At 41.8% G+C, this 20,519-nt stretch carries 15 protein-coding genes and 1 CRISPR repeat array; of the genes, 10 read left to right on the top strand and 5 right to left on the bottom strand.

What is annotated here, in order from left to right; translation table 11 throughout:
- Both cas1 and cas2 read left to right on the top strand, forming a co-directional pair.
- Nucleotides 1–894, top strand: coding sequence for a type II CRISPR-associated endonuclease Cas1 (cas1, locus tag J0A69_RS15850; protein WP_206587572.1), 894 nt, complete (start codon nucleotides 1–3; stop codon nucleotides 892–894).
- Nucleotides 887–1,234 (top strand): CRISPR-associated endonuclease Cas2, encoded by a 348-nt coding sequence (cas2, locus tag J0A69_RS15845; protein ID WP_206587571.1) that lies wholly within the window; start codon nucleotides 887–889, stop codon nucleotides 1,232–1,234. The genes cas1 and cas2 overlap by 8 nt, the downstream gene beginning before the upstream one ends.
- Nucleotides 1,235–1,343: 109 nt before the next feature.
- A CRISPR array of direct repeats spans nucleotides 1,344–3,816; the repeat unit is 46 nt; unit sequence GCTGTGATCCTACTAGTAAAGTACTGATTTGAAAGCAATTCACAAC.
- A gap of 155 nt (nucleotides 3,817–3,971) precedes the next feature.
- Here cas2 and J0A69_RS15840 read toward each other — a convergent pair.
- Nucleotides 3,972–4,370 (bottom strand): helix-turn-helix domain-containing protein, encoded by a 399-nt coding sequence (locus tag J0A69_RS15840; RefSeq protein WP_206587570.1) that lies wholly within the window; start codon nucleotides 4,368–4,370, stop codon nucleotides 3,972–3,974.
- Nucleotides 4,371–5,017: 647 nt separating this feature from the next.
- Between J0A69_RS15840 and J0A69_RS15835 the strand changes: the two genes are divergently transcribed.
- The 3 genes from J0A69_RS15835 (at nucleotide 5,018) to J0A69_RS15825 (ending at nucleotide 11,519) form a co-directional block, all read left to right on the top strand.
- Nucleotides 5,018–6,829: a TlpA family protein disulfide reductase gene (locus J0A69_RS15835; protein WP_206587569.1), complete on the top strand. Its 1,812-nt coding sequence runs from the start codon at nucleotides 5,018–5,020 to the stop codon at nucleotides 6,827–6,829.
- A 25-nt stretch (nucleotides 6,830–6,854) separates the two neighbouring features.
- The gene (locus J0A69_RS15830; RefSeq protein WP_206587568.1) at nucleotides 6,855–10,058 is read left to right on the top strand and encodes a SusC/RagA family TonB-linked outer membrane protein; all 3,204 of its coding nucleotides are present in this window, start codon (nucleotides 6,855–6,857) and stop codon (nucleotides 10,056–10,058) included.
- Between the two features lie 96 nt (nucleotides 10,059–10,154).
- On the top strand, nucleotides 10,155–11,519 hold the full coding sequence (locus J0A69_RS15825) for a RagB/SusD family nutrient uptake outer membrane protein (protein WP_206587567.1): 1,365 nt from the start codon (nucleotides 10,155–10,157) through the stop codon (nucleotides 11,517–11,519).
- A gap of 78 nt (nucleotides 11,520–11,597) precedes the next feature.
- On the opposite strand, the gene J0A69_RS15820 is transcribed toward J0A69_RS15825, so the two are convergent.
- Together J0A69_RS15820 and J0A69_RS15815 are read right to left on the bottom strand one after the other, a co-directional pair.
- Nucleotides 11,598–11,885: a DUF6520 family protein gene (locus J0A69_RS15820; RefSeq protein WP_206587566.1), complete on the bottom strand. Its 288-nt coding sequence runs from the start codon at nucleotides 11,883–11,885 to the stop codon at nucleotides 11,598–11,600.
- A 419-nt stretch (nucleotides 11,886–12,304) separates the two neighbouring features.
- Nucleotides 12,305–12,736, bottom strand: a complete 432-nt coding sequence (locus J0A69_RS15815) for a MauE/DoxX family redox-associated membrane protein (protein ID WP_206587565.1) — start codon at nucleotides 12,734–12,736, stop codon at nucleotides 12,305–12,307.
- Between the two features lie 327 nt (nucleotides 12,737–13,063).
- Here J0A69_RS15815 and J0A69_RS15810 point away from each other — a divergent pair, with 327 nt between their 5' ends.
- On the top strand, nucleotides 13,064–13,276 hold the full coding sequence (locus J0A69_RS15810; RefSeq protein ID WP_206587705.1) for a hypothetical protein: 213 nt from the start codon (nucleotides 13,064–13,066) through the stop codon (nucleotides 13,274–13,276).
- Between the two features lie 152 nt (nucleotides 13,277–13,428).
- On the opposite strand, the gene J0A69_RS15805 is transcribed toward J0A69_RS15810, so the two are convergent.
- Complete coding sequence (locus J0A69_RS15805; protein ID WP_206587564.1) at nucleotides 13,429–13,572, bottom strand: hypothetical protein; 144 nt, start codon at nucleotides 13,570–13,572, stop codon at nucleotides 13,429–13,431.
- Nucleotides 13,573–13,593: 21 nt separating this feature from the next.
- Between J0A69_RS15805 and J0A69_RS15800 the strand changes: the two genes are divergently transcribed.
- The gene (locus tag J0A69_RS15800) at nucleotides 13,594–14,682 is read left to right on the top strand and encodes a histidine kinase (protein WP_206587563.1); all 1,089 of its coding nucleotides are present in this window, start codon (nucleotides 13,594–13,596) and stop codon (nucleotides 14,680–14,682) included.
- Entirely contained in the window at nucleotides 14,672–15,394 is a 723-nt protein-coding gene (locus J0A69_RS15795; RefSeq protein ID WP_206587562.1) for a LytR/AlgR family response regulator transcription factor, read from the top strand. The genes J0A69_RS15800 and J0A69_RS15795 overlap by 11 nt, the downstream gene beginning before the upstream one ends.
- Nucleotides 15,395–15,421: 27 nt before the next feature.
- On the opposite strand, the gene J0A69_RS15790 is transcribed toward J0A69_RS15795, so the two are convergent.
- Nucleotides 15,422–17,968, bottom strand: coding sequence for a lantibiotic dehydratase (locus J0A69_RS15790; RefSeq protein WP_206587561.1), 2,547 nt, complete (start codon nucleotides 17,966–17,968; stop codon nucleotides 15,422–15,424).
- A 401-nt stretch (nucleotides 17,969–18,369) separates the two neighbouring features.
- Between J0A69_RS15790 and J0A69_RS15785 the strand changes: the two genes are divergently transcribed.
- Nucleotides 18,370–19,218 carry an RteC domain-containing protein gene (locus J0A69_RS15785; protein WP_206587560.1) on the top strand — a complete coding sequence of 283 codons (849 nt, stop codon included), beginning with the start codon at nucleotides 18,370–18,372 and terminating at the stop codon, nucleotides 19,216–19,218.
- Nucleotides 19,219–19,261: 43 nt separating this feature from the next.
- Complete coding sequence (locus J0A69_RS15780) at nucleotides 19,262–20,503, top strand: WG repeat-containing protein (RefSeq protein ID WP_206587559.1); 1,242 nt, start codon at nucleotides 19,262–19,264, stop codon at nucleotides 20,501–20,503.
- Nucleotides 20,504–20,519 lie beyond the last annotated feature (16 nt).

Raw genomic sequence — 20,519 nt, 5'->3', positions numbered from 1 at the left:
GTGATCAAGCGCACTCTTTTTTTTGGTAATCCAGCATACCTGAGTACCAAAAACGAACAAATCGTTATCAGCTTTCCCGATGACAAGCCAGATAGGATCGTTCCCATAGAGGATATTGGTATGCTCATTTTGGAAAGCCAGCAGATTACCATTACCAATGGTCTATTGTGCAAGCTCACGGATAGAAAGGTGGCAGTAGTTTTCTGTAATGGACAGCATCTTCCTGAAGGATTACTTCTACCTATGCATGGTCATACCGAACAAACAGAGCGGGTACGGTACCAATTGGAAGCGTCTCAACCACTCATAAAGAACCTTTGGCAGCAAACCGTAAGTGCTAAGATCAAAAATCAGTATGCCTTGTTGAAAGAGAAAGGCAAATACTCCAAAAGGATGGAGTATCTATATAAAAATGTTAGTTCAGGAGACTCTGGTAATTATGAAGCCCAAGCTGCTGCTATCTATTGGCAGTTATTGTTTGATATTCCGGATTTCAACAGGGGGCAAAATGGAATTCCACCCAATAACCTTCTGAATTATGGCTATGCAATACTCCGTGCAGTGATTGCAAGGGCATTGGTTTCATCCGGGATGCTACCTGGAGTAGGGATTTGGCACCGGAATAAATACAATGCCTATTGTCTAGCAGATGACATCATGGAGCCCTACCGCCCTTATGTTGACTTGGTGGTGACGTATATCGTAGAAAATAATGACCAAATAGATGAATTGACAACTGACTTAAAAAAGGAGCTGCTGGCTATTCCAGCATTGGACGTAATGATAGACGGACAGAAAAGCCCATTGATGGTAGCGGCCAGTAGAACTAGTTCTTCCCTTTTTGAGTGCTTTGCCGGTATCAGAAGGAAAATTGTTTACCCTGACTATGGATGAGAAATTTTTCGCTAGACTTAACCAATACAGGACTTTGTGGGTACTAGTTTTTTTTGATCTGCCCACCGAGACCAAAAAGGACCGAAAGATCGCAAGTTCCTTTCGGAAGAAATTGCTGGACGATGGTTTCGCTATGTTCCAGTTTTCCATATACACTAGATTTTGCGCCAGTCGGGAAAATGCCGATGTACATATCAGACGGACGAAACTAAATTTGCCTCCAAAAGGTAAAGTGGGGATAATGTCTATTACGGATAAGCAATTTGGAATGATGGAAATTTTTTATGGAAAAAAAGTGGTGGAGCAGGAGAAACCAAGCCAGCAATTAGAACTTTTCTAAGATTAGGAAACCCTAACAATTGCTGAATTTCAGTCAGTTCAAGGAATTGTTTTTTTTATTTAAAATTATGGCATAAACAGCAGCATACCAGCCACTTAGAGTGAGGTATGCTGTGATCCTACTAGTAAAGTACTGATTTGAAAGCAATTCACAACTAAGCGATGTTGTCTTTTGGTAGTTGATAAGCTGTGATCCTACTAGTAAAGTACTGATTTGAAAGCAATTCACAACTCCGATAAACATAATAAAGACCCCCTGAAAGCTGTGATCCTACTAGTAAAGTACTGATTTGAAAGCAATTCACAACAACGGAGCTTTAGAAACTCCTGAAGTCAAAGCTGTGATCCTACTAGTAAAGTACTGATTTGAAAGCAATTCACAACACTACATGTAATCGTAATCGAAAAAGAAGGCTGTGATCCTACTAGTAAAGTACTGATTTGAAAGCAATTCACAACTGCTGCCACATGTGTGACGCCGGTACCCTTGCTGTGATCCTACTAGTAAAGTACTGATTTGAAAGCAATTCACAACCCATTCCTCCAAGGCCTGATTTAGTTCTCTGCTGTGATCCTACTAGTAAAGTACTGATTTGAAAGCAATTCACAACTCATCTTCATTTGATGAAGTAAAAAAGTCAGCTGTGATCCTACTAGTAAAGTACTGATTTGAAAGCAATTCACAACCTCATATTTAAATTCATGTGTAATGACAACGCTGTGATCCTACTAGTAAAGTACTGATTTGAAAGCAATTCACAACTTATGGAAGTTAGTGAAGTTCACATGTCTCGCTGTGATCCTACTAGTAAAGTACTGATTTGAAAGCAATTCACAACAGAATATCCATAACCTGGAAATTCTTCTAAGCTGTGATCCTACTAGTAAAGTACTGATTTGAAAGCAATTCACAACAAAAGACTTTCTCTGAAGCTAAGATTGAGAGCTGTGATCCTACTAGTAAAGTACTGATTTGAAAGCAATTCACAACCATCATTTAAATCGAAAATTTTTCCACAATGCTGTGATCCTACTAGTAAAGTACTGATTTGAAAGCAATTCACAACCACACATTCAAAGTGGGTGCAGGTACATTAGCTGTGATCCTACTAGTAAAGTACTGATTTGAAAGCAATTCACAACTCAAAACGTTGGTGGGTTTTTATAGGTTTTGCTGTGATCCTACTAGTAAAGTACTGATTTGAAAGCAATTCACAACCCAGGACGGTCAGTTCTTGGTAGGTGTATGCTGTGATCCTACTAGTAAAGTACTGATTTGAAAGCAATTCACAACTAATCTTCAGGGATTAAAAACATGGTTAAAGCTGTGATCCTACTAGTAAAGTACTGATTTGAAAGCAATTCACAACCCTCTGAGGTATCAATAGTCGCGCGCTCTTGCTGTGATCCTACTAGTAAAGTACTGATTTGAAAGCAATTCACAACCAATACGCAATCCAACTTTCATTCATTCTGGCTGTGATCCTACTAGTAAAGTACTGATTTGAAAGCAATTCACAACTGGCTGGGCTGCACTGAATACCCCCAAATGGCTGTGATCCTACTAGTAAAGTACTGATTTGAAAGCAATTCACAACTGCTGACATGATTAGTTCTTGGTTTCCAAAGCTGTGATCCTACTAGTAAAGTACTGATTTGAAAGCAATTCACAACGGATTTAATTTAGTTTACAAAATTAACTAGCTGTGATCCTACTAGTAAAGTACTGATTTGAAAGCAATTCACAACAAGCCTAATCGATTGACTTTTGCCATGAGGGCTGTGATCCTACTAGTAAAGTACTGATTTGAAAGCAATTCACAACTCCTGACCTGTGCAATACATGTAGAAGGTGGCTGTGATCCTACTAGTAAAGTACTGATTTGAAAGCAATTCACAACAAGTTTTTATTGATCCTTCCGAGGTTTTTAGCTGTGATCCTACTAGTAAAGTACTGATTTGAAAGCAATTCACAACGGTGTAAACGTGCAGGAACGTGTTGTTTCAGCTGTGATTCTACTAGTAAAGTACTGATTTGAAAGCAATTCACAACGATGATCGTCTGTTGCTGAATGACCTGTTCGCTGTGATTCTATTAGTAAAGTACTGTTTTGAAAGCAATTCACAACCCGGTAATTCCTCGAAAGGAACAATACAAGGCTGTGATTCTACAAATAAAGTTCTGTTTTGAAAGCAATTCACAACAATGACCGATTCAAAGGGAAATACACTTCTGCTGTGATTTTACTAGTAAAGTACTGTTTTGAAATCAATTCACAACGCCCAGGAGGAGATCGTCTTCGTCGAGGGAGCTGTGATTCTACTAATAAAATACTGTTTTGAAAGCAATTCACAACGGGGCATGGCAAATAGGTTCAACATTTATGCTGTGCCACTACTAGTAAAGTACTGATCTGAAAGCAATTCACAACAGAAGCTTCTGATCGACTGGAATAAATACCGCTGTGATTCTCTAGTAAAGTACTGTTTTGAAAGCAATTCACAACTACATCATACACAAAGAAGGACCCGCTGCAGCTGTGATTCTACTTGTAAAGTACTGTTTTGAAAGCAATTCACAACTGAGCAAGAGGGAGTAGAAACACCAGGAGCACTGTGATTCTCTAGTAAAGTACTGATTTGAAAGCAATTCACAACTTCGAGAAAAACTTTGTCTAACTCTCTTTTGTCATGAAAAGTATGTGAAAGAAATCAGTGTTTAAAGACTAAACCCCAAATCACTCCTTCTCCAATATCTTTCTTATCGCCTCATTCATCTGCATCATAGTCTCCATCATTTTCATCATCACTTCAGTTTGTTTATCATTAATGATAGTGTGATTATTACTGGAATTAATAGAGACAGGGGAATTCGTTAAATGTTCAATCACATGTCCAGGTTGGGCTGAAATTAAGTGTAAAGGATCTACATTAAGATATTCAGCGACTTTTTGAATTAAGTCAACTGTAATCTTGCTTTCACCCCGTTCGTATTTGGTGTAGGTCGCTTCTTTGATTCCCAGGAATTCAGCTACTTCAAGAGCTTTTCTATCTCTGAGTTTTCTGAACATATAAAAATTTCTTCCTATCGTTTTGTTCTCCAAAACGGTGAATTCTGATTCTTCTCCTTCTCTCATGTTGTAATTATTTATACGAAAATAAGGCTTTTAAGCCTTTTGGATGCTTTTTTTTGAAAATAGTAGTTTTAAACTACTATTCATCTACTTTAAACAACCTAATTTATTCTTTTTTAGAGAATTCTCTAGTTAAAATTGTGTAAGAATCATTTCAAATGAGACAATCTGAGACAATTTTTGCCTTTTTTCTATCTTCTTCTCTCTATCAAAAGAAGGCAGGTGGCTCATTTGCCCATTTGAAACCTTCTAATAACGCAGGCTTTTATTTGAATTGTTTATCAATTTATGACAGACTGTATGCTCTAAAGCCTAAAAAGCCTGTTTGAGGTTGAATTCATTTTTTCTCCCTGATTGCTCCCGAGAGTATTTCTGAATCGGGACTATCCAACGAATCAGGGTTGACTTTCCAGTGGACATTTTGCAATGAATATTTTTAGTGAACAGTAAACTGTTGGCTATAGACCTTCGACTGTGGACTGTCGACGATGGGTAAGCCATCCGCTGCAGAGGTTTTCGCTTATCCCAATACCTATTTCTTAATCATGTGCTGCTAGCCTAAAAATGGCGAGATGGGAATAGTATGTCCTTTTATCGGGCATCGGTTATCTGTCTTGCCTTTTCGGGACCAGCATCTAAAAGACAAAAGCATGAAAAAAATTCTATTCACATGCTTCCTGGCATTGCTATGCCTTTTTGGAAGCAGTATTAAAGCACAAGTTGCTTGTTCACCACCGGGGGTTGATTTGGTTGATTGTCCCGGATTGCCTGCTTTGACAGGTTCCCATCGGGGCGGGGATGCCCGCTCCGATACTTTCTACTCGGTTACAGCTCAGGATATTAATGGGGGACCATTCACTGTAGACTGTGGACTGAAGACTGTTGACTATAATAAAATGGGATTTAGTTTTGTTGATGATTCTATTTCTCTAAGGCAGGGGAGTCTTGGCTCTCCTGCCACTGGGGAGGCTATGATCTATGGGGAGATTATCAATCCGGATTCGTTGAGCCCTTTGTTGATTGAGTTTCGGCCTTATTACCTGGATGGGGAGTCCTCTTTTATGGTGGAAAGGTTGGAGCCTGTTCTTCTTGCTGGGGAAACCTTTGATGGGGTGATGAATCCATTAGTTAGAAAGTTTACGTCTGGGCTGGAAATGGAAGATCGGCCGGGTTACTTTTCCATCTTATTGGGAGGCAGGACCATTCTTTCGGATTTTTTGGTCTTGCCGGGTGATCGTCTAAAAGTGGAACTGGATCTACGGGAGCTGGATGTTTTGTTCGGTGGGGAGAATGCTGCTTTTTATGAAGCCCAGTATGCCATTGCCAGAGAGGGGAAAAGATTGGCCTTTGATGGTCCTAGACAACTGGTTGCAAAAGCGGATAGCAGGATACTCAGTACTCCCGGGAATCTGGAGAAGTGGGAACATTTTAAGGGGGAGTTCGGCAGTAAATTACTGGTCATGTCCCCAGGTAAGGAAAGTCTGGATTACCTGCTTTTGGGTCTGAAACCGGATAATCCACACTTGTTGGGAATGCTGGACGTGTTGGAAAACTATCGCAGCAAACTGGATGAAATGGAGTATGAGCTACTAAAGGCAGAGATCCATGCTTCCGTCCGTTTTTCGGTCTTGACCACTTTCCGGAAGTTCCATTATCCCGAGTTTGATAGGAGGTTTAGCGAGTCGGAACGGGCATCCTATCGGGACTTCATTCTGGATTCCTTCCTGGATTTTCCTGAAGCTGAAATTGGGGAATTGACCCGATTGGTCTCTAAGGAGTACCTTAACTATGCCTTGGAAAAATGCATGCTAATGGCCCTCTTTGAAGGTAAATCCCTCTTGCAGGTGGTGGATGCTTTGTATTCCGGAGAAATGGCTGAAAAGCTGAAAACAGCATACCTGTCCAATTATTTGTCGCAGTTACCCAACCAGCCTTATGTGCTGGAAAAGTATCTGGCCGAGGTTTCTTCTTCTCCTTATCGGGAACGGATCGAAAGCCTGAAACGCTCCCATGTCCCAGGTGGAAGGGTGGAACCGGTGAATCTGGTAACCTTATCCGGCAAGGAATTGACCGAAATGGATCTCCAAGGGAAGCCCACCTTGCTGTATTTCTATTTTTCTTCCTGTCCACACAGTGCTTCTTATTTCAAAGAGTACCTCTTTCCCTTGTATCAGGAAGTGAAAGATAAGGGCGTTCGTCTAATCGCAGTTTCGGTGGATGAGGATCCCGAGTTATGGAAAAGCAGGATTGATACCTACTCGGATTCTTCCCTTTTGAATGTCAATCTGAGAGGGGAATCCAAGCGAAGGTGGAAGGAAGTCTATGAAATCCATGGCTATCCCAAAGTCATGTTTCTGGACAGGGATGCCCGTATCCTGTCATTTGATATCCGGACTCTGGGAGAGGATCAGGAAAGCCTGATCCAAGAATTTAAGAAACGTTTCCAATCCGAGTTGGACTGATCCGACTCATTCAACTATGAAAGACATGAGCTTACTAAAATTGAAGAAATCTAGTGTGTTGCTGTTCTGCTTTCTCTTGATGGTAGGGATGGCACAGGCACAAAATGCCTCCAGAATTCTGGAAGGGATAGTTTTGGACCAACAGGATTCCTCTCCTTTGCCGGGAGTGAATCTGCTGGTCAAAGGGACGGTTTATGGAACCGTGACAGATGAAGAGGGGAGATTTTCCTTGCAGATTCCCAAAGGGGAAGTGGAATTGATAATCAGTTATATCGGCTACAGTTCCCTGCAGCTGAAAGTCCCTGCCGAACAGAAACGGCTGGAGCTGATGCTGACCCCCGAGGATCTGAGTCTTCAGGAGGTGATTGTGGTTTCCACAGGCTTTAGTGAACTTCCCTTGTCCAGGACCACCGGTTCTTTCTCGGGGATCAATCAGGAGCTGGTGGAACGGAGAGTATCCACCAATCTGATAGAACGGTTGGAAGATGTGACCCCAGGCTTGATTTTTAACCGGGATCTTTCGGGTACAGCACCTGGAGAGAGCATTTCCATTCGTGGTACAGCCACCTTGCTTTCCAACAGCCAACCGCTGATTGTGGTGGATAATCTGGCCTATGATGGTCCGCTTTCCGGAATCAACCCAAATGATGTAGAGAGCATCACCGTACTGAAGGATGCAGCTGCAGCCTCTATCTGGGGAGCAAGGGCAGGAAACGGAGTGATCGTGATTACCACCAAGCGTGGATCCTACGAGCAGCCCATGCAAGTGAGTTTGACCGGAAACCTGAGCTTTCAGCCGAAACCTGATCCTTTATACTATCCCACCATGGCGATTTCATCGCTGGTGGATAAGCAGATGGAGCTGTATGAGGAGGGCTATTTCAATTCCCTGATCGGAAATAGGAGAAACCCTGTTGTGGCACCTTTGGCAGAACTGCTCTATGCCTTTGATCAGGGGGATATCAGCCAGCAGGAACTGGATGCAGGAATCAGCCGATATAGAAGGACCGATCTGAGACTGGACCGGGAAAAGTACCTCCAACGGACTGCCATACAACAGCAATATGCACTACAATTGTCTGGAGGAGCGAAGAGAAACACCTATCAATTGAGTCTGGGTTGGGACAAGAACCTGAATACCGGAATAGCATCGGATCTTTCCCGGATTACCTTTTCACTGAATCAGGAATGGAAGTTTTTAAAGGAGAAGTTACAGGTGCAGACGGGGATATATGGGATCAAAGCAGATACCTATGAGGGAACCCCGAATGTGGCAGGTCTCTTTCCTTACGAAGGACTGGCCGATGAATCAGGGAACCCATTGGAGGTGTACCGGGATTTCTCCGTTCGTTTCAAAAATTCGGTAGCTGATCTGGTTGCCTTGCCCTGGAGCTATGTCCCTTTGAATGAGATCGGGCTCAGCCATACCCGATCCACCCGAAATGAACTTAGGTTGAATCTGGGACTGAATTATGACTTTGCGGAAAGCCTGAGCTGGACTGCAAATTACCAGTATTGGAATTCCCAAGGGGCAGTCAGATCCCTGGATCCTCTTTCTTCTTACAATGCCCGAAATCTGATCAATTCCCTGACTCAAGTAGGAGAAGACGGTGACCTGAGCTTTCCTGTTCCCATGGGAAGTATCCTGGATCAACGGAATTCAAATGGCTTTAGCCATAGCTTCAGAACCCGATTGAATTTTAACAGGACTTGGGCCGATCATAGGGTAGATGCATTTATAGGAGGGGAGTTAAAGGATTTTCAGACTGAGAATTATGGGATCACTTCCTATGGATATGATGAGGATAACGGTACTTCCCTTCCGGTGGATTACCTGACTCGTTTTGTCAATCTTGGAACCCAGCGACTTCAGAACATTCCATTCACCGAGGAATTCGGGGGAGGGATCAACCGTTTTGTGTCTGCTTTTGGTAATCTGGGCTATTCCTACAAGGATAGATACCTGTTCAACGGAAGTCTCCGCAGGGATGCCTCCAATCTGTTCGGGGTCAATACCAATCAGAAATCTGTTCCTCTTTGGTCTGCTGGACTGGGTTGGATTGCCTCAGAGGAAGCGTTTTTAAAGTCTGATTTGATCAGTTTTTTAAAGCTTCGTTTGAGTTATGGCTATAATGGGAATACCAATTCCAATGTCACCGCAGTGACTACCGCTACCAGCTATGCTGGAGCCCAGAATCTACTGACCCGATTGCCTTACCTGAGTCTAAGAACCCCACCCAATCCGGAACTGAAATGGGAACGGATCAAGATCCTGAATACAGGATTGGACTTTGAACTGTGGGAGGGAAGAATCGGTGGTTCGATCGACTACTACCAAAAGCAGGGCTTGGATTTGTTGGCTCCAATTCCGCTGTTTATTTCCTCGGGCTTTTCGGATGCGACCTTGAATTATGCATCCACGCGCACCAAAGGATGGGATTTGGTGATCAATTCCAGGAACCTGAAAGGGGAGTTTCTATGGAATACCAATTTCTTTTTGAGTTTGCTTCAGGAAAAGGTGACCGAGGTTCAAAATGACCCATCTGCCACCCAATTAATCAATTACAGTCCAGCGCTGCCTACCCCTTCGGTGGGTAAGCCCTTGTATTCCATTTACAGTTTTCCTTTTGCAGGGCTGGACCCAGCGGATGGAGCTCCTCTGGGATTAGTGGACGGGGAACCGAGCAGAGATTATGGATCGATCTATTCTGAGGCTACCCAAGAAACAATCCAATACCATGGCAGCGGTAGACCCACCCGTTTCGGAGCAATAAGAAATACCTTTAGCTATAAAGGCTGGAATCTTTCGGCCAACATCTCCTATAGACTGGGCTATTACTTCAGAAGGCCTTCAGTGAATTACGACGACCTGAACAGGGGGGAACTAACCCACTCGGATTATGAGAACAGATGGATAAAACCGGGTGATGAACAATCCACCAATATTCCTTCGGATCCCGGAATGGTGGATGCCTATCGCTCCCAGTTTTACCTGAGCAGTGCAGCGACTGTCTCCAAAGGAGATCATATTCGATTCCAGGATCTGAGAGTCTCCAAGTCCTGGGATAAGGCCTTTGGAAAAGGAAATAGGACAGGTCATTTGGAGACCTATGTGTATATGAATAACCTGGGAATTCTCTGGAAAGCAAACAAGGAAGTCAAGGATCCTGATTTTCTGGTCCAACCCAGTCTGTTTTCTTTCTCAATGGGGTTCCGGGCCAGATTCTGATCCTGAACGGGAAAGGGGATAGTTTAGAAATGGGGGGGTAAAAGAACTCAATCTCCTTTCTCACCACTAGTTATTAATCCTAAACACACTTGTAAAATGATACAAAAGAAACATATAACACTGTTGGGGGTAATGGTCCTGCTATTGCTACAGTCCTGTTCAGAATTCCTGGACAGCAAACCCAATAAAAATCTGGTCATCCTGAGCACATTGGATGATTTTCAACAGCTCTTGGATGCTGAAGGCAGCACCATGAACAATTACCTGAACTTGGGTCTGATTAGTTCCGATGATGTGTATTTCGGGGAGAACCTGCTTTCCAGACTAAGTTTCAGTCAGCAGGCCTATTACTTATGGGAAGAGGAAACCTATATGCCTGATGCATGGGATGCGGGTTTCGCTGGTGCTTACGAAAAGGTATTGTATGCCAATGTGGTTTTGGATGGCCTCAGAGACTATGAACCCGTGAGCGAACAGGAAAAATCCCGCATGGCCGAGTTGGAAGCTTCTGCCCGTTTTTTCCGAGCCATGGGTCATTTTGAGGTGCTGATGCATTTCAGTGAGCCTTATGATCCGGACAGGGAAGATCAACTGGGGATTCCCATACGATTGACCTCTGATATCAATGTGAAAGTAGGTAGACCCACCATGAAGGAATCTTTTGCCCAGATTATCTCTGACCTGCAAGTTGGTACGGAGTTCTTGCCTATTCAATCTGAAATACCTACAAGACCTTCCCAATGGGCAGCCTTGGCTATGCTGGGAAGGATCTATCTGGTCATGCAGGAATATGATCTGGCATATGAATACAGTGAAAAAGCCCTTGCAATAGGGGATGAATTGATGGATTTCAAAACATTGGATTCAGAGCTTCCCTATTCCTTTGAGGTGTTTAATCCGGAGGTGATCTTTTATCAGAAGCACTTAAGCAGTCGGTTTACAGGAAACGGGGATTGTTTTGTGAATCCTGATCTGGTGGAACTTTATGACAGTGCGGATCTTCGAAGGGAGTATTTTTTACTTCCGGCTAAAGAAGAGGGACTGTATAATTTCAGAGGGAACTTTACTGGGGATTTTTATCACTTCGGTGGTATGGCAGTGGATGAGGTTTGGTTGAATTTGGCTGAATCAGCAGTGCGAACCGGGAAGGAAGCTTTGGCTAATGATGCCTTACGATACTTATTGGAAAGTAGAATGGATAGCAATTTCATTTGGGAGGAGGATTTGACAGGAAAGATCCTGCTGGAAAGGATATTAGAGGAGAGAAGGAAAGAACTGGCATTTCGGGGGATCCGATGGCTGGATCTGAAGCGGTTGAATCAGGAGGAGGAATTTGCCATGACCTTGGAAAGGAAATATAACGAAGAGAAACCTACCTTACCTCCAGGGGATACCAGATACACTTTTCTGATTCCTCCTGCGGAAATCAATCTGAATCCTATGGAGCAGAATGTTCGGTGAGCAATCGTTGAATGATCCTTGCCGGAATAAAAAAAAGGGGTTCCCATAATCGGGAACCCCTGAAATAAGCCAATCAACTTACAATGTGGCCAAAGGGAGGGATCCATTCTTGATGAATTCTCCTTCTTCAACTTCATTGCTAGAAGAATTGGGATCCATATGGGAGCAGGTCTGATCGACCTCTTCATCACACTGGTAGGTGGATGGCCCAGGGGTAATGTCGGTCAGATCGTACCAGACTTCAGTCCCCGGAGCTGGATCTTCAGCATATCGCTCGGTAGGATTGTTGGCGAAATTCATGGCCATTGCCATGCTTGCTCCAAGCACTAAAGCCAGCGCAGGGAGCAGGTTTTTAATTGATTTCATAATTCTGTTGGTTGTGGGAGTTGACTCCCGGTTAAACATCGAATTAATTTGTTTCCCCTGATCTTGAGTCCCTTCCGAGGGCTTTATCTTTCAGGAAGAATCCGTCCAAGGACTCTGATTCAGAGGCTGAACCTTCCGGGTTGCCCCGGTTTGGGAGTAGGTTCTTTCTCCTGCAGCGCCGAGTGTTGACCGGCATCTTCACTCCCGGTCATTGAAGATGGACACTGCTATTTTCTTGATTTTAAGAAGTATTTGAAGACAATTTTTTGGGGTGGGTTGCCTTTTGCCTGCCCCGTTTTTTATTTATTTTGTTTATTAAGGTTTTAGTAAACTATATTTTTTATAATTGATTGTTATTTTTTAAATAGAAATTAGTTAAATTAAAGTAATGGATTTGTTCTGATTGCCTGATTGGTTGCTTAGCGCTCTAAAGCGGAACCTTTTGGTTCCGCTTTTTTTTTGGTTTTCAGTCCTAAGATGCTGAGTCCGATTAGAAAGCAGTTGAGCCAGAAATGTGCTTCCCAATCTAGGCTCTCCAATATCCCTGCACAGTTGCAGGGAACCCTTGGAAAAGCTCCCACCCAGATCAAGCCCACATAAGTTGTAAAGACGGTGAGGAGTAAGAGACTTGAGAGGTATCCCCACCATCGGGTTACTGAAAAGAGTAGGAGCAGGGCAATCAGCAACTCTGTGATGGGAACTGCATAGCTCAGTACCTCGGCCAATTCTTCCGGAAAAGTCTGGTTATGAAAAGCCTTCCGACTAGCCTCGAACCGGAAGAGTTTATCCAGCCCTGTGTAGGTAAATACAAATAATAGTAGTCCTGTGATGATTGTTGTAATAGCCCGCATCTTCAACTTCACTTTTTTTATTACCCTACCAATTTCATAAAGGTTGAAACCTAAATCCAAATAAAAAGGAGGAACAGTTGAATTTATAGGAGGAAAGGAAGTCAGGTTAGGAAGAAAGAGGTTTAAGGCCTTTTTTGAAAATATGGGGAACGTTTAAGTCTTTGATTTTTATCAAATAAACTAAATAAAAAGTACTTCTAATGTGTTGATAATCAAGGTTAATTATTAAATTAGGTCAAGATTGATCAAAAGGCTAGTTGTCAATCTTAAACACTTAGTAAAAAGGAGATGCCCATCAGCGGCATGAGCTGTTAAACTGAACATAGAATGAATGTTAAAAAAAGGCACATCATTTATGCTCAGGATATCATGGTATTTACCGGAAGGAGCAGGTCGTATGCTTATAGTGTCATTAAGCAAGTGAAGGAGTATTACGGGAAATCAAAGCATCAACTGGTGACAGTCCAGGAGTATGCTGAGTTCCACGGTATCCCCGTCAAGGAAGTCGAGACTTCTATTCTGGAGGAAACGAATAAATGAAAAACGGACTTCATTCCGATGAAGTCCGTTTGAAATTGGGAATTTTCCTCCCACCGGAATGACGATCCGGTCTTTGTTTTTTTTACTAAGTCGTACGGTACAGGGAAAGGAGCCCTGTCAAATTGATGCCTTCTGCATCAACAAATGGTGTCTCAACCAGTGGTAATGGTTGTATGACACTCCCTGAAAATACTTGCGGTTTTATTTTGTCTGGAGGAGTTTTTCTCCAGAAAATACCGCTGTTGTACCTGTTCAGTCTTGAAGTTTGCCTGTAGGAGATCTTGTTTCTGTATCATGTTCGTTTTTAGTTGATTTATATGAAAAGTATCCGCTTATATGACCGGATTCAAAAATCCATTACAAACAGCAGTATGTATTCGTTTAACAGCATGCTGGATAGGATATTTAAATATCCTGATTTGGTTTTGGTGGTGGTCTGGGGTGGTTATGCCTTATTGGATTTTTTCTCAGTCATGATCTTGGATGTTCCGATGGATCTGCCCTATGCATTGGCCAACCTCTTTTTCGGTTTTGCTTTTTCATGGCTTCTTTATTATTTCCTTTTACCCTATATGCTTTTGCAGAGAAATTGGCGGAAGGGGATTTTATACCTAGTGGGAATGGTGTTGTTTATTACGGGTCTGAAATTTTTGATCATTTTTTCAGGAAGGGGATCAAGTATCTCCTTTTCCATGATCTGGCTGGAGTTTCTGAGATTATTCCAGTTCCAGGGCCTGACATTCTTTCTATGGGGCTTATTGGCTTACTATATCCTGTTAAAAGACAGCAAGCAGAAAAAACACCAGTTAGATGAGTTGGAACTACAGCATAATTCCATGCAATTGGGGCCACATTTTGTTTTGAACATGTTAAATGGGATCAGTGTAAAGGCCAAAGATTGTTCCGGGGATCTATCTCAGGATATAGAGCAGTTTTCACTGGTGCTTAAATACAGTTACAAAGACCTGGAATCAGAAAACAGTCTGATGGAGGAGTTAGCTGCTATTCAGGCCTTTGCTTTTTGTCAGGAACAGCGTTTTGGAGACAGTTTGAATGTTAGCAACAGATTTCAGGTTAATGAGAAGCTGGCTTCTGAACTGCCTTTGCCAAAAATGCTCTTGCTTACCCTGTATATCGATGTATACAAACATGGAGACTACCAAAACAAACAAGTGCCTTGTCAGATTGGCTTTAGGCTTGATGAAAGTAGAGAGGATGGACGCATCCTGTTTACCCTGACGATCCATAATCTCAACCGTAAAAATTATTCGGCAGAGGAGTCGGGATTTGGGATCAAAACAGTGAAAAAGGTCCTTGATTATTATTTTGAGGAGGACTACCAGCTCTTTTATACTTTGACGGATCGGGAATTTTCATTGATGTTAATGATAGATTATGGATACTAAATTGAAAGTAGGTTTAATTGATGATGAACAGGCCGCTTTGGATTCCCTAAAGGAAATTCTGTCCCAGTTTTCCGAATACGAATTGGCCTTTGCCACGAAGGATTCCTTGGAAGGGCTGGAAAAAATGGAGGAAGGTGAAGCGGATATTCTGATTTTGGATGTGATGATGCCGCATTTGGGAGGTCTCGAGCTGGCCGAACGCCTGAAGAATTCGGAAATACCCATCATTTTATGTTCTGCCTATGATAAGTTTGCCGTATCAGGGTACCAGATAGACTCGGTTTATTTCGTATTAAAACCTGCCTTTTACAAAGAGGTAGCTGTTGGTTTGAAAAGGGCAAAGGAACGACTTGAAAAGAACGGGATTTCCAGACCTTCTTTGATGGATTCTTTTAGAATAATCAATTCCTCAGGGGGTGTCACCGGGGAAGTTATCCATATTGATGAGATTGATTACCTGGAACAAACAGGAAATTATACCAATATCTATTCTGGGAAATCCAAGAAGGTTGAGGTTTCCAGTCTTCGGAACGCAGTCAAAAAATTCGGGCCACGGAATATATTGCAGATCCATAAATCATTTGCCATTAATATCAACAAGGTCAAACGTATCCAATACTCTGAAATCATCCTGATCACAGGAAAGAGTATTCCTATCGGTAAGGTCTATCGCAGGAAAGTAGATCATTTTTTTGGGCCGAGTCTTTTTTAACCTGTCATTCAGTGATTGGCATTGGGTTCATGAACCCATATGGATCTTCCTGCCTAGTTTTCGGTAGGTCACATACCGGCAGATTTCCTCATAATCCATGGCATTCATTAAAAAGAAGCGATTGGCCATCATATGGAAATGGTTAAGGAGAAAGGACTTTTGCCTGGTGGTATTTTGGTAATTCCTATGTTTTTGAATACACTGAAGATAAGTCTGTGTGGAGCCTTTCCATGCTTTTGAGGAAAGGGTTGGATCAAAGCTTTTTCTGATTTTCCGGATGTCCTGGGTGGATAGGGTTTTCAGAATCATTTTGAATTCTTCTAGATAGACATCTCGGAGACTGCTTTTGAAAAATACTTCTGACCAGATTTCACTGAATAAATCCACCTTTGCCTCTTCCTCCCAGCAGATCAAAGGCAAACTGTTTTCCTTATTTCCCTGTAGTACCAATTCGGATTCCCATTGAAACAGTTGGTTTGATTTGTTCTGGTCGGTAATACCATATTTTTCAAATTCAGGATAATAGGTGGCCTCCCGGAGAGATAGCTGCGGATCTTTTTGAAAATGTCCGTAGGCTACATTTCTGATCATGGCTTTTTGTTTCGCTTTGAGTCTCAGGAAGCGGATCCTTACTTCCAGTTTAGGCATTCCATATATCAGAAAATACCAATTCAGGGTCGGGAGTTCTCGTTTGAGTTCATGGATCAGCGAAGGCAACGTCTTTTTTAACAGGGTGATAAGACCTTGGGGACTTGTGCCAATTCTGAAGTAAAGACAGGAAGGGTCCTGCTCATCCAGGTAGTTGACCAAGCCCGGAATGGTTACTTTCGGTGGGTGTACCTTGCTCTGGTAGACAATCTGGGGAAATACAGGCTTGCCATTTCCGGAATAAAACAGGGGATCATCATAACCTACTGCCTCCAACAAATGAAGCTTTTCCCGTTTGTTCAGTTCTTTCCAAAGGATTTTCAAATCCAATGGGTTTTTCCAATAAAGGACTAACTCCTGATCCATTGTGCCAACTTGGACAGGATCGGGAATAGCGTCTTCCTGCAAGGAATTCTTTAAATCCTGTATGGATGAAAATTCCTCAGCTTTATAGATCCATTTTCGTGGCTGGAGGATAATGTTTCCCCAACGGTATTCAGGGTAATATCGGGAGGTTTGGCCAGTGGTATAGGGGAGGAATTTAAATGAGTCCTGATTGCTGATTTCCCAAAGCAACCGGAAAAGGTTTAGGGAGATCTGCTGGCCGTTCAAAGGGTGTTGGAAAACAGGTAGGAGAACTATGTTTTTTTTCTTCCAATACAACAGAATGCGGTCCTCATGGATACCCAGATATACCTCTTTTAGGGAAATGGTTCCAGTCTCTTGATCTTGAATCGGGCCTAATTGATGGCTATAGCAATTTTGATGTCGGCAGAGGAATTGGATGGTATCGGATTCCATCAACTGGATATCGCAATAGCGGAAAGAGATGGGATTTTTAAGCTCAGGATTCATATCCTTGATGAATTGAAATAGCTGTTGATCTTCTGAAAACCTTCCAGAATAGACAAATGGGCGGTTGCAGACAATATTATCCATCAGGATTCTCCCTGCCGCGTCTACTCGGAAGAGGTATTGGATATCATGGATTTGGTCGGGGAGTTGTTCCTTGGCGGCTTCCTGGCTTAAATCTATTTGGTTAATTCCTGGAAATAGATTGGGTAATTTGCTGGAGGAAACGTAGCCGTTCCTATCTACTGCCGCCAGGGATTCCTGTAAAAGGACAGCTTCGCACATCAATTGATGGAGGGAGACAAAACGATCATCAAACTTGGCCTGGAACAAATTCTTGAATTTTTCAAGAATCGGCTTTTTCTGTTGGGTGAATAGTTTTCCTGATTGCTTAGTAAACATATCCAGTTTTTCCCTGATCGAGGGATCCAAGAAGACTGTTTCCAGGGCTTTCAGGTTGATGTTTTGGGGATTGGAATGTTGTTTTTCTCTGGTGGCTTTCAGGATTATTCCAGTTGCAAGGACCCTGTTCCATATTTCCAGCTTTGATTCTCTATCGATTCCGGAAAACCAGGTAGAAAACTCCCTGAAATCCAGTAATTGTTTCTCTTCGAAATGTCTGATCAGGGTGTTCAGAATCTTATTTTCTGCGATCAGGCTATAGATCCATTTTTGCTCTTTTTGGTCAAATTGAAGGTACCGGATCATGGGAGGGCAGGGTTCCAGTCCGGGAGCCAGGGTATAGTTCTCCTGATTTGTTGGTTTTTTTTCAATAGGCAGGATCTGTTTAGTATCGAGGTCCAGAATGGTTTTTTTTGTGTTATCCCATCGACCTGTGCCTACAGCAGCCCATTTACCGAAGGGGGTTGCCCGGTACCTTCCGCGCAACAGGTATTTATAAATGGATAGTTTGATTTCTTCCGAGAGAGCATCATAGTCTTTTCCATGGATCTGTTGAAATAGTTCCGGTGAGGAATAGTGGATTGTATCGGTGATTTGTACCCAGTTTCTGATAATTTCCGAAGGATTGGAGGGGTCAAAATCAATCAGGGGAATTCGATAAATAAAGTCCATTTTTTTTTCCACCAGAATAATTCTGCAGAAATTTTTTACCAAAGTATCAGGAGGAACGGCTTTATTTTTCACAGCTATGAAGGTGAAGGGCGGAAGAAAATTCATTGGAGTATAACTATTCCAGATTGTCTCTATTTTCTGCATTTTCCTATGAATCCTAAGAATCCATATTTTCCAGAAAGACTTTGATTACTATTATCTAATATTCAGATTAGCAGGGTGTTAAATAAAGGTCTTTGATTGGTTTTTCTTTAGTTCTAAAGGTTTTGAGTAGCGCCAATAGCTTTCTTTTAATCCTTTCAACTCTGTGGATTTTCAGTTATTGACTTTGATTCAACAACTAGTGTGTACTGGTTTTGCAGTTGCATGAAATGTGTTTTTGGACTTAAAAATGACTACGTATGGGAATCCTTAATTATGCCAATGAGATTTATGAAGATCTGCAAGAAGATTTAGAACTGATTTCTCTGGAAGGGGAAAATCGGCTGGTGAAAATAGAATCGTCCTTTTACCGGGTGAACAAAACCCTGGGATTGATCAAGGAATATCTGGAGGAGTACCAATTCAAAGATGAGGAAGAGGAGATTCTGTTTTTTAAGTTTTATATGACCAAGCTTTTAAAGGATTCAATCTTCTTTGAGGAACTCTTTAATGTTGAATCAGGAGTGCCTCTTGGGAGCAAGAAGGGAATGAAATCTCATTACAGGAAAGAGCTGGAACAGATCCAGGGATTCCAGAACAGAAACAGGGCCTTATTCAACTACCATCTGATGCAGAAAAGTCATTTTGACCGCATCTATTTTTTAAGAAATGTGGAGTCTCCGTTGATCAAACCGACTAGTTTTCTCCATACGGTTGACCAGCGGTATTATACGGTACATACCATGATTTTTTCCAGGATCATGGCCACTATCAAACTTTCTGAATTTATCCAACAGAAGATTCAGGAAGTAGATGGGGAAGTTGTTTCCGAAAAGTTAACAAAGAAGTTCAAGCTTACTTGGACAGCACCTAAAGTCCAATTGGTCGAACTGGTCTATGGGTTAAAGGCAAGTGGAGTATTTAATCATGGTAGGGCAGATATCAAAGAGATTGCCCAGACCATGGAGATTTTGTTCGGAAAGGAGATGAAGGATTACTATCGCACTTTTCAGGAGATCAGGATCCGAAAAAAGAACAGAACGGTGTTTCTGGACCTTGTCAAAGAAAAAATTGAGGCCTACATGGAGGAGTCTGAAGGATTAGTGTAATGGCCTGAGTTCAATTTATCTATCCATTTAAAATTTAAAAATCATGAAAAAACTAATGTTTTTAGTTTGGGGGATAACTATGTCTATTTCCCTGGATGCACAAGTGGTATTGGAGGGGGAGTTTAATCAATATTTACCTACTGGGCAGATTTGGGACGGAACAAATCTTATTTACAGAAGTCAAGGTAAAACAGTTGCTTATAACTCAGATTCAGGAGAGAAAGCCGAAATTTTTTCTGGATATCCCGAAAATTTAAAATACCAGAAAGGACTGTTTTTTATCGAGAATAAAAAAGGAAAATTTCAATTATGGGAGATAGGCAAAGAGGAACCCAAATTGCCATATGAATTTGACTATGTTGAATCATGGATAAATGGTGTAATCCTAGCAGGGTTTGAGCAAACGGGTAAAACGCATGCATATAGGATTTATTGGATTTCGGATTCAGGAAAGCTTTTAGCTTCTCATAGTTTGGATTCCATTGGTATTTCAATGGGGCTGGATTATGCTAAATATAGAATAGAAAAGGATTATTACGGAGCTTTTGGAGGAATCCATACGGTTTATTCAGAAGGATTGATTGCATTGGAGAACCCTAAAACCAAGCGATGGGGGTATTTTGACTTAAACCTAAATCCTATAATTCCAATGATTTATTCAGAGGCAGAACCTTTTTTTGAAGGATTGGCTGCTGTTAAGAACGAAGATGGATTTTGGGGATATATTGATAGTAATGGCAATGCACAAATCCCTTTCAAATACAGTATAAAACCTGGTCGTTTTTCAGATGGTTTGGCTCAGGTCAAAACTGTCAATCTGAAGATTGGCTTTATAAATAAGCAGGGTGAATTATTGATCCCAACTATTTATGATGAGGCCTCTTTATTTTACAAGGGATATTCATTTGCCATGCGATATGGTTTGAATAGTAAATGGGTACTATTAAATGATCAGGGAGTTGAGGAGCAAAGTCCCGGAGGGCAAAATTCACCTCAAAAATCTGGCTATTTAGGGGAGAAGTACCTGGATTATAATCCTTACAGAACATTAGTAGATCTGATAGATGAAGGGTTGGGGGTTTTTGTTTACGGGAATATTTCAAGAGTATTTACCCTTGATGGCGAATTAATATCAGAACATCAGGATGCTATTATCCATAATCTGAAAGACGGTAAAATGCTTTCTATAGAACGATTTAATCCAAGTAAAAACTACACTGATCAAAATGGTTTGATTAACTCTAAAGGTGAGTGGTTGATTAAAGTGAAGAGGAGTGAGTTTTAAACAATCCAGTTTGGAT

Source organism: Algoriphagus pacificus, from assembly GCF_017254845.1.
Classification (GTDB): Bacteria; Bacteroidota; Bacteroidia; order Cytophagales; family Cyclobacteriaceae; genus Algoriphagus; species Algoriphagus pacificus.
Note: the sequence above shows the minus strand (reverse complement) of the source record. Positions and strands in the feature narration are given on the sequence as shown.

Coding starts and splice junctions, on each gene's coding strand:
- cas2 (WP_206587571.1), top strand. CDS start 887: ATGGATGAGAAATTTTTCGCTAGACTTAACCAATACAGGACTTTGTGG.
- J0A69_RS15840 (WP_206587570.1), bottom strand. CDS start 4,370: ATGAGAGAAGGAGAAGAATCAGAATTCACCGTTTTGGAGAACAAAACG.
- J0A69_RS15835 (WP_206587569.1), top strand. CDS start 5,018: ATGAAAAAAATTCTATTCACATGCTTCCTGGCATTGCTATGCCTTTTT.
- J0A69_RS15830 (WP_206587568.1), top strand. CDS start 6,855: ATGAGCTTACTAAAATTGAAGAAATCTAGTGTGTTGCTGTTCTGCTTT.
- J0A69_RS15825 (WP_206587567.1), top strand. CDS start 10,155: ATGATACAAAAGAAACATATAACACTGTTGGGGGTAATGGTCCTGCTA.
- J0A69_RS15820 (WP_206587566.1), bottom strand. CDS start 11,885: ATGAAATCAATTAAAAACCTGCTCCCTGCGCTGGCTTTAGTGCTTGGA.
- J0A69_RS15815 (WP_206587565.1), bottom strand. CDS start 12,736: ATGCGGGCTATTACAACAATCATCACAGGACTACTATTATTTGTATTT.
- J0A69_RS15810 (WP_206587705.1), top strand. CDS start 13,064: ATGAATGTTAAAAAAAGGCACATCATTTATGCTCAGGATATCATGGTA.
- J0A69_RS15805 (WP_206587564.1), bottom strand. CDS start 13,572: ATGATACAGAAACAAGATCTCCTACAGGCAAACTTCAAGACTGAACAG.
- J0A69_RS15800 (WP_206587563.1), top strand. CDS start 13,594: ATGAAAAGTATCCGCTTATATGACCGGATTCAAAAATCCATTACAAAC.
- J0A69_RS15795 (WP_206587562.1), top strand. CDS start 14,672: ATGGATACTAAATTGAAAGTAGGTTTAATTGATGATGAACAGGCCGCT.
- J0A69_RS15790 (WP_206587561.1), bottom strand. CDS start 17,968: ATGGACTTTATTTATCGAATTCCCCTGATTGATTTTGACCCCTCCAAT.
- J0A69_RS15785 (WP_206587560.1), top strand. CDS start 18,370: ATGGGAATCCTTAATTATGCCAATGAGATTTATGAAGATCTGCAAGAA.
- J0A69_RS15780 (WP_206587559.1), top strand. CDS start 19,262: ATGAAAAAACTAATGTTTTTAGTTTGGGGGATAACTATGTCTATTTCC.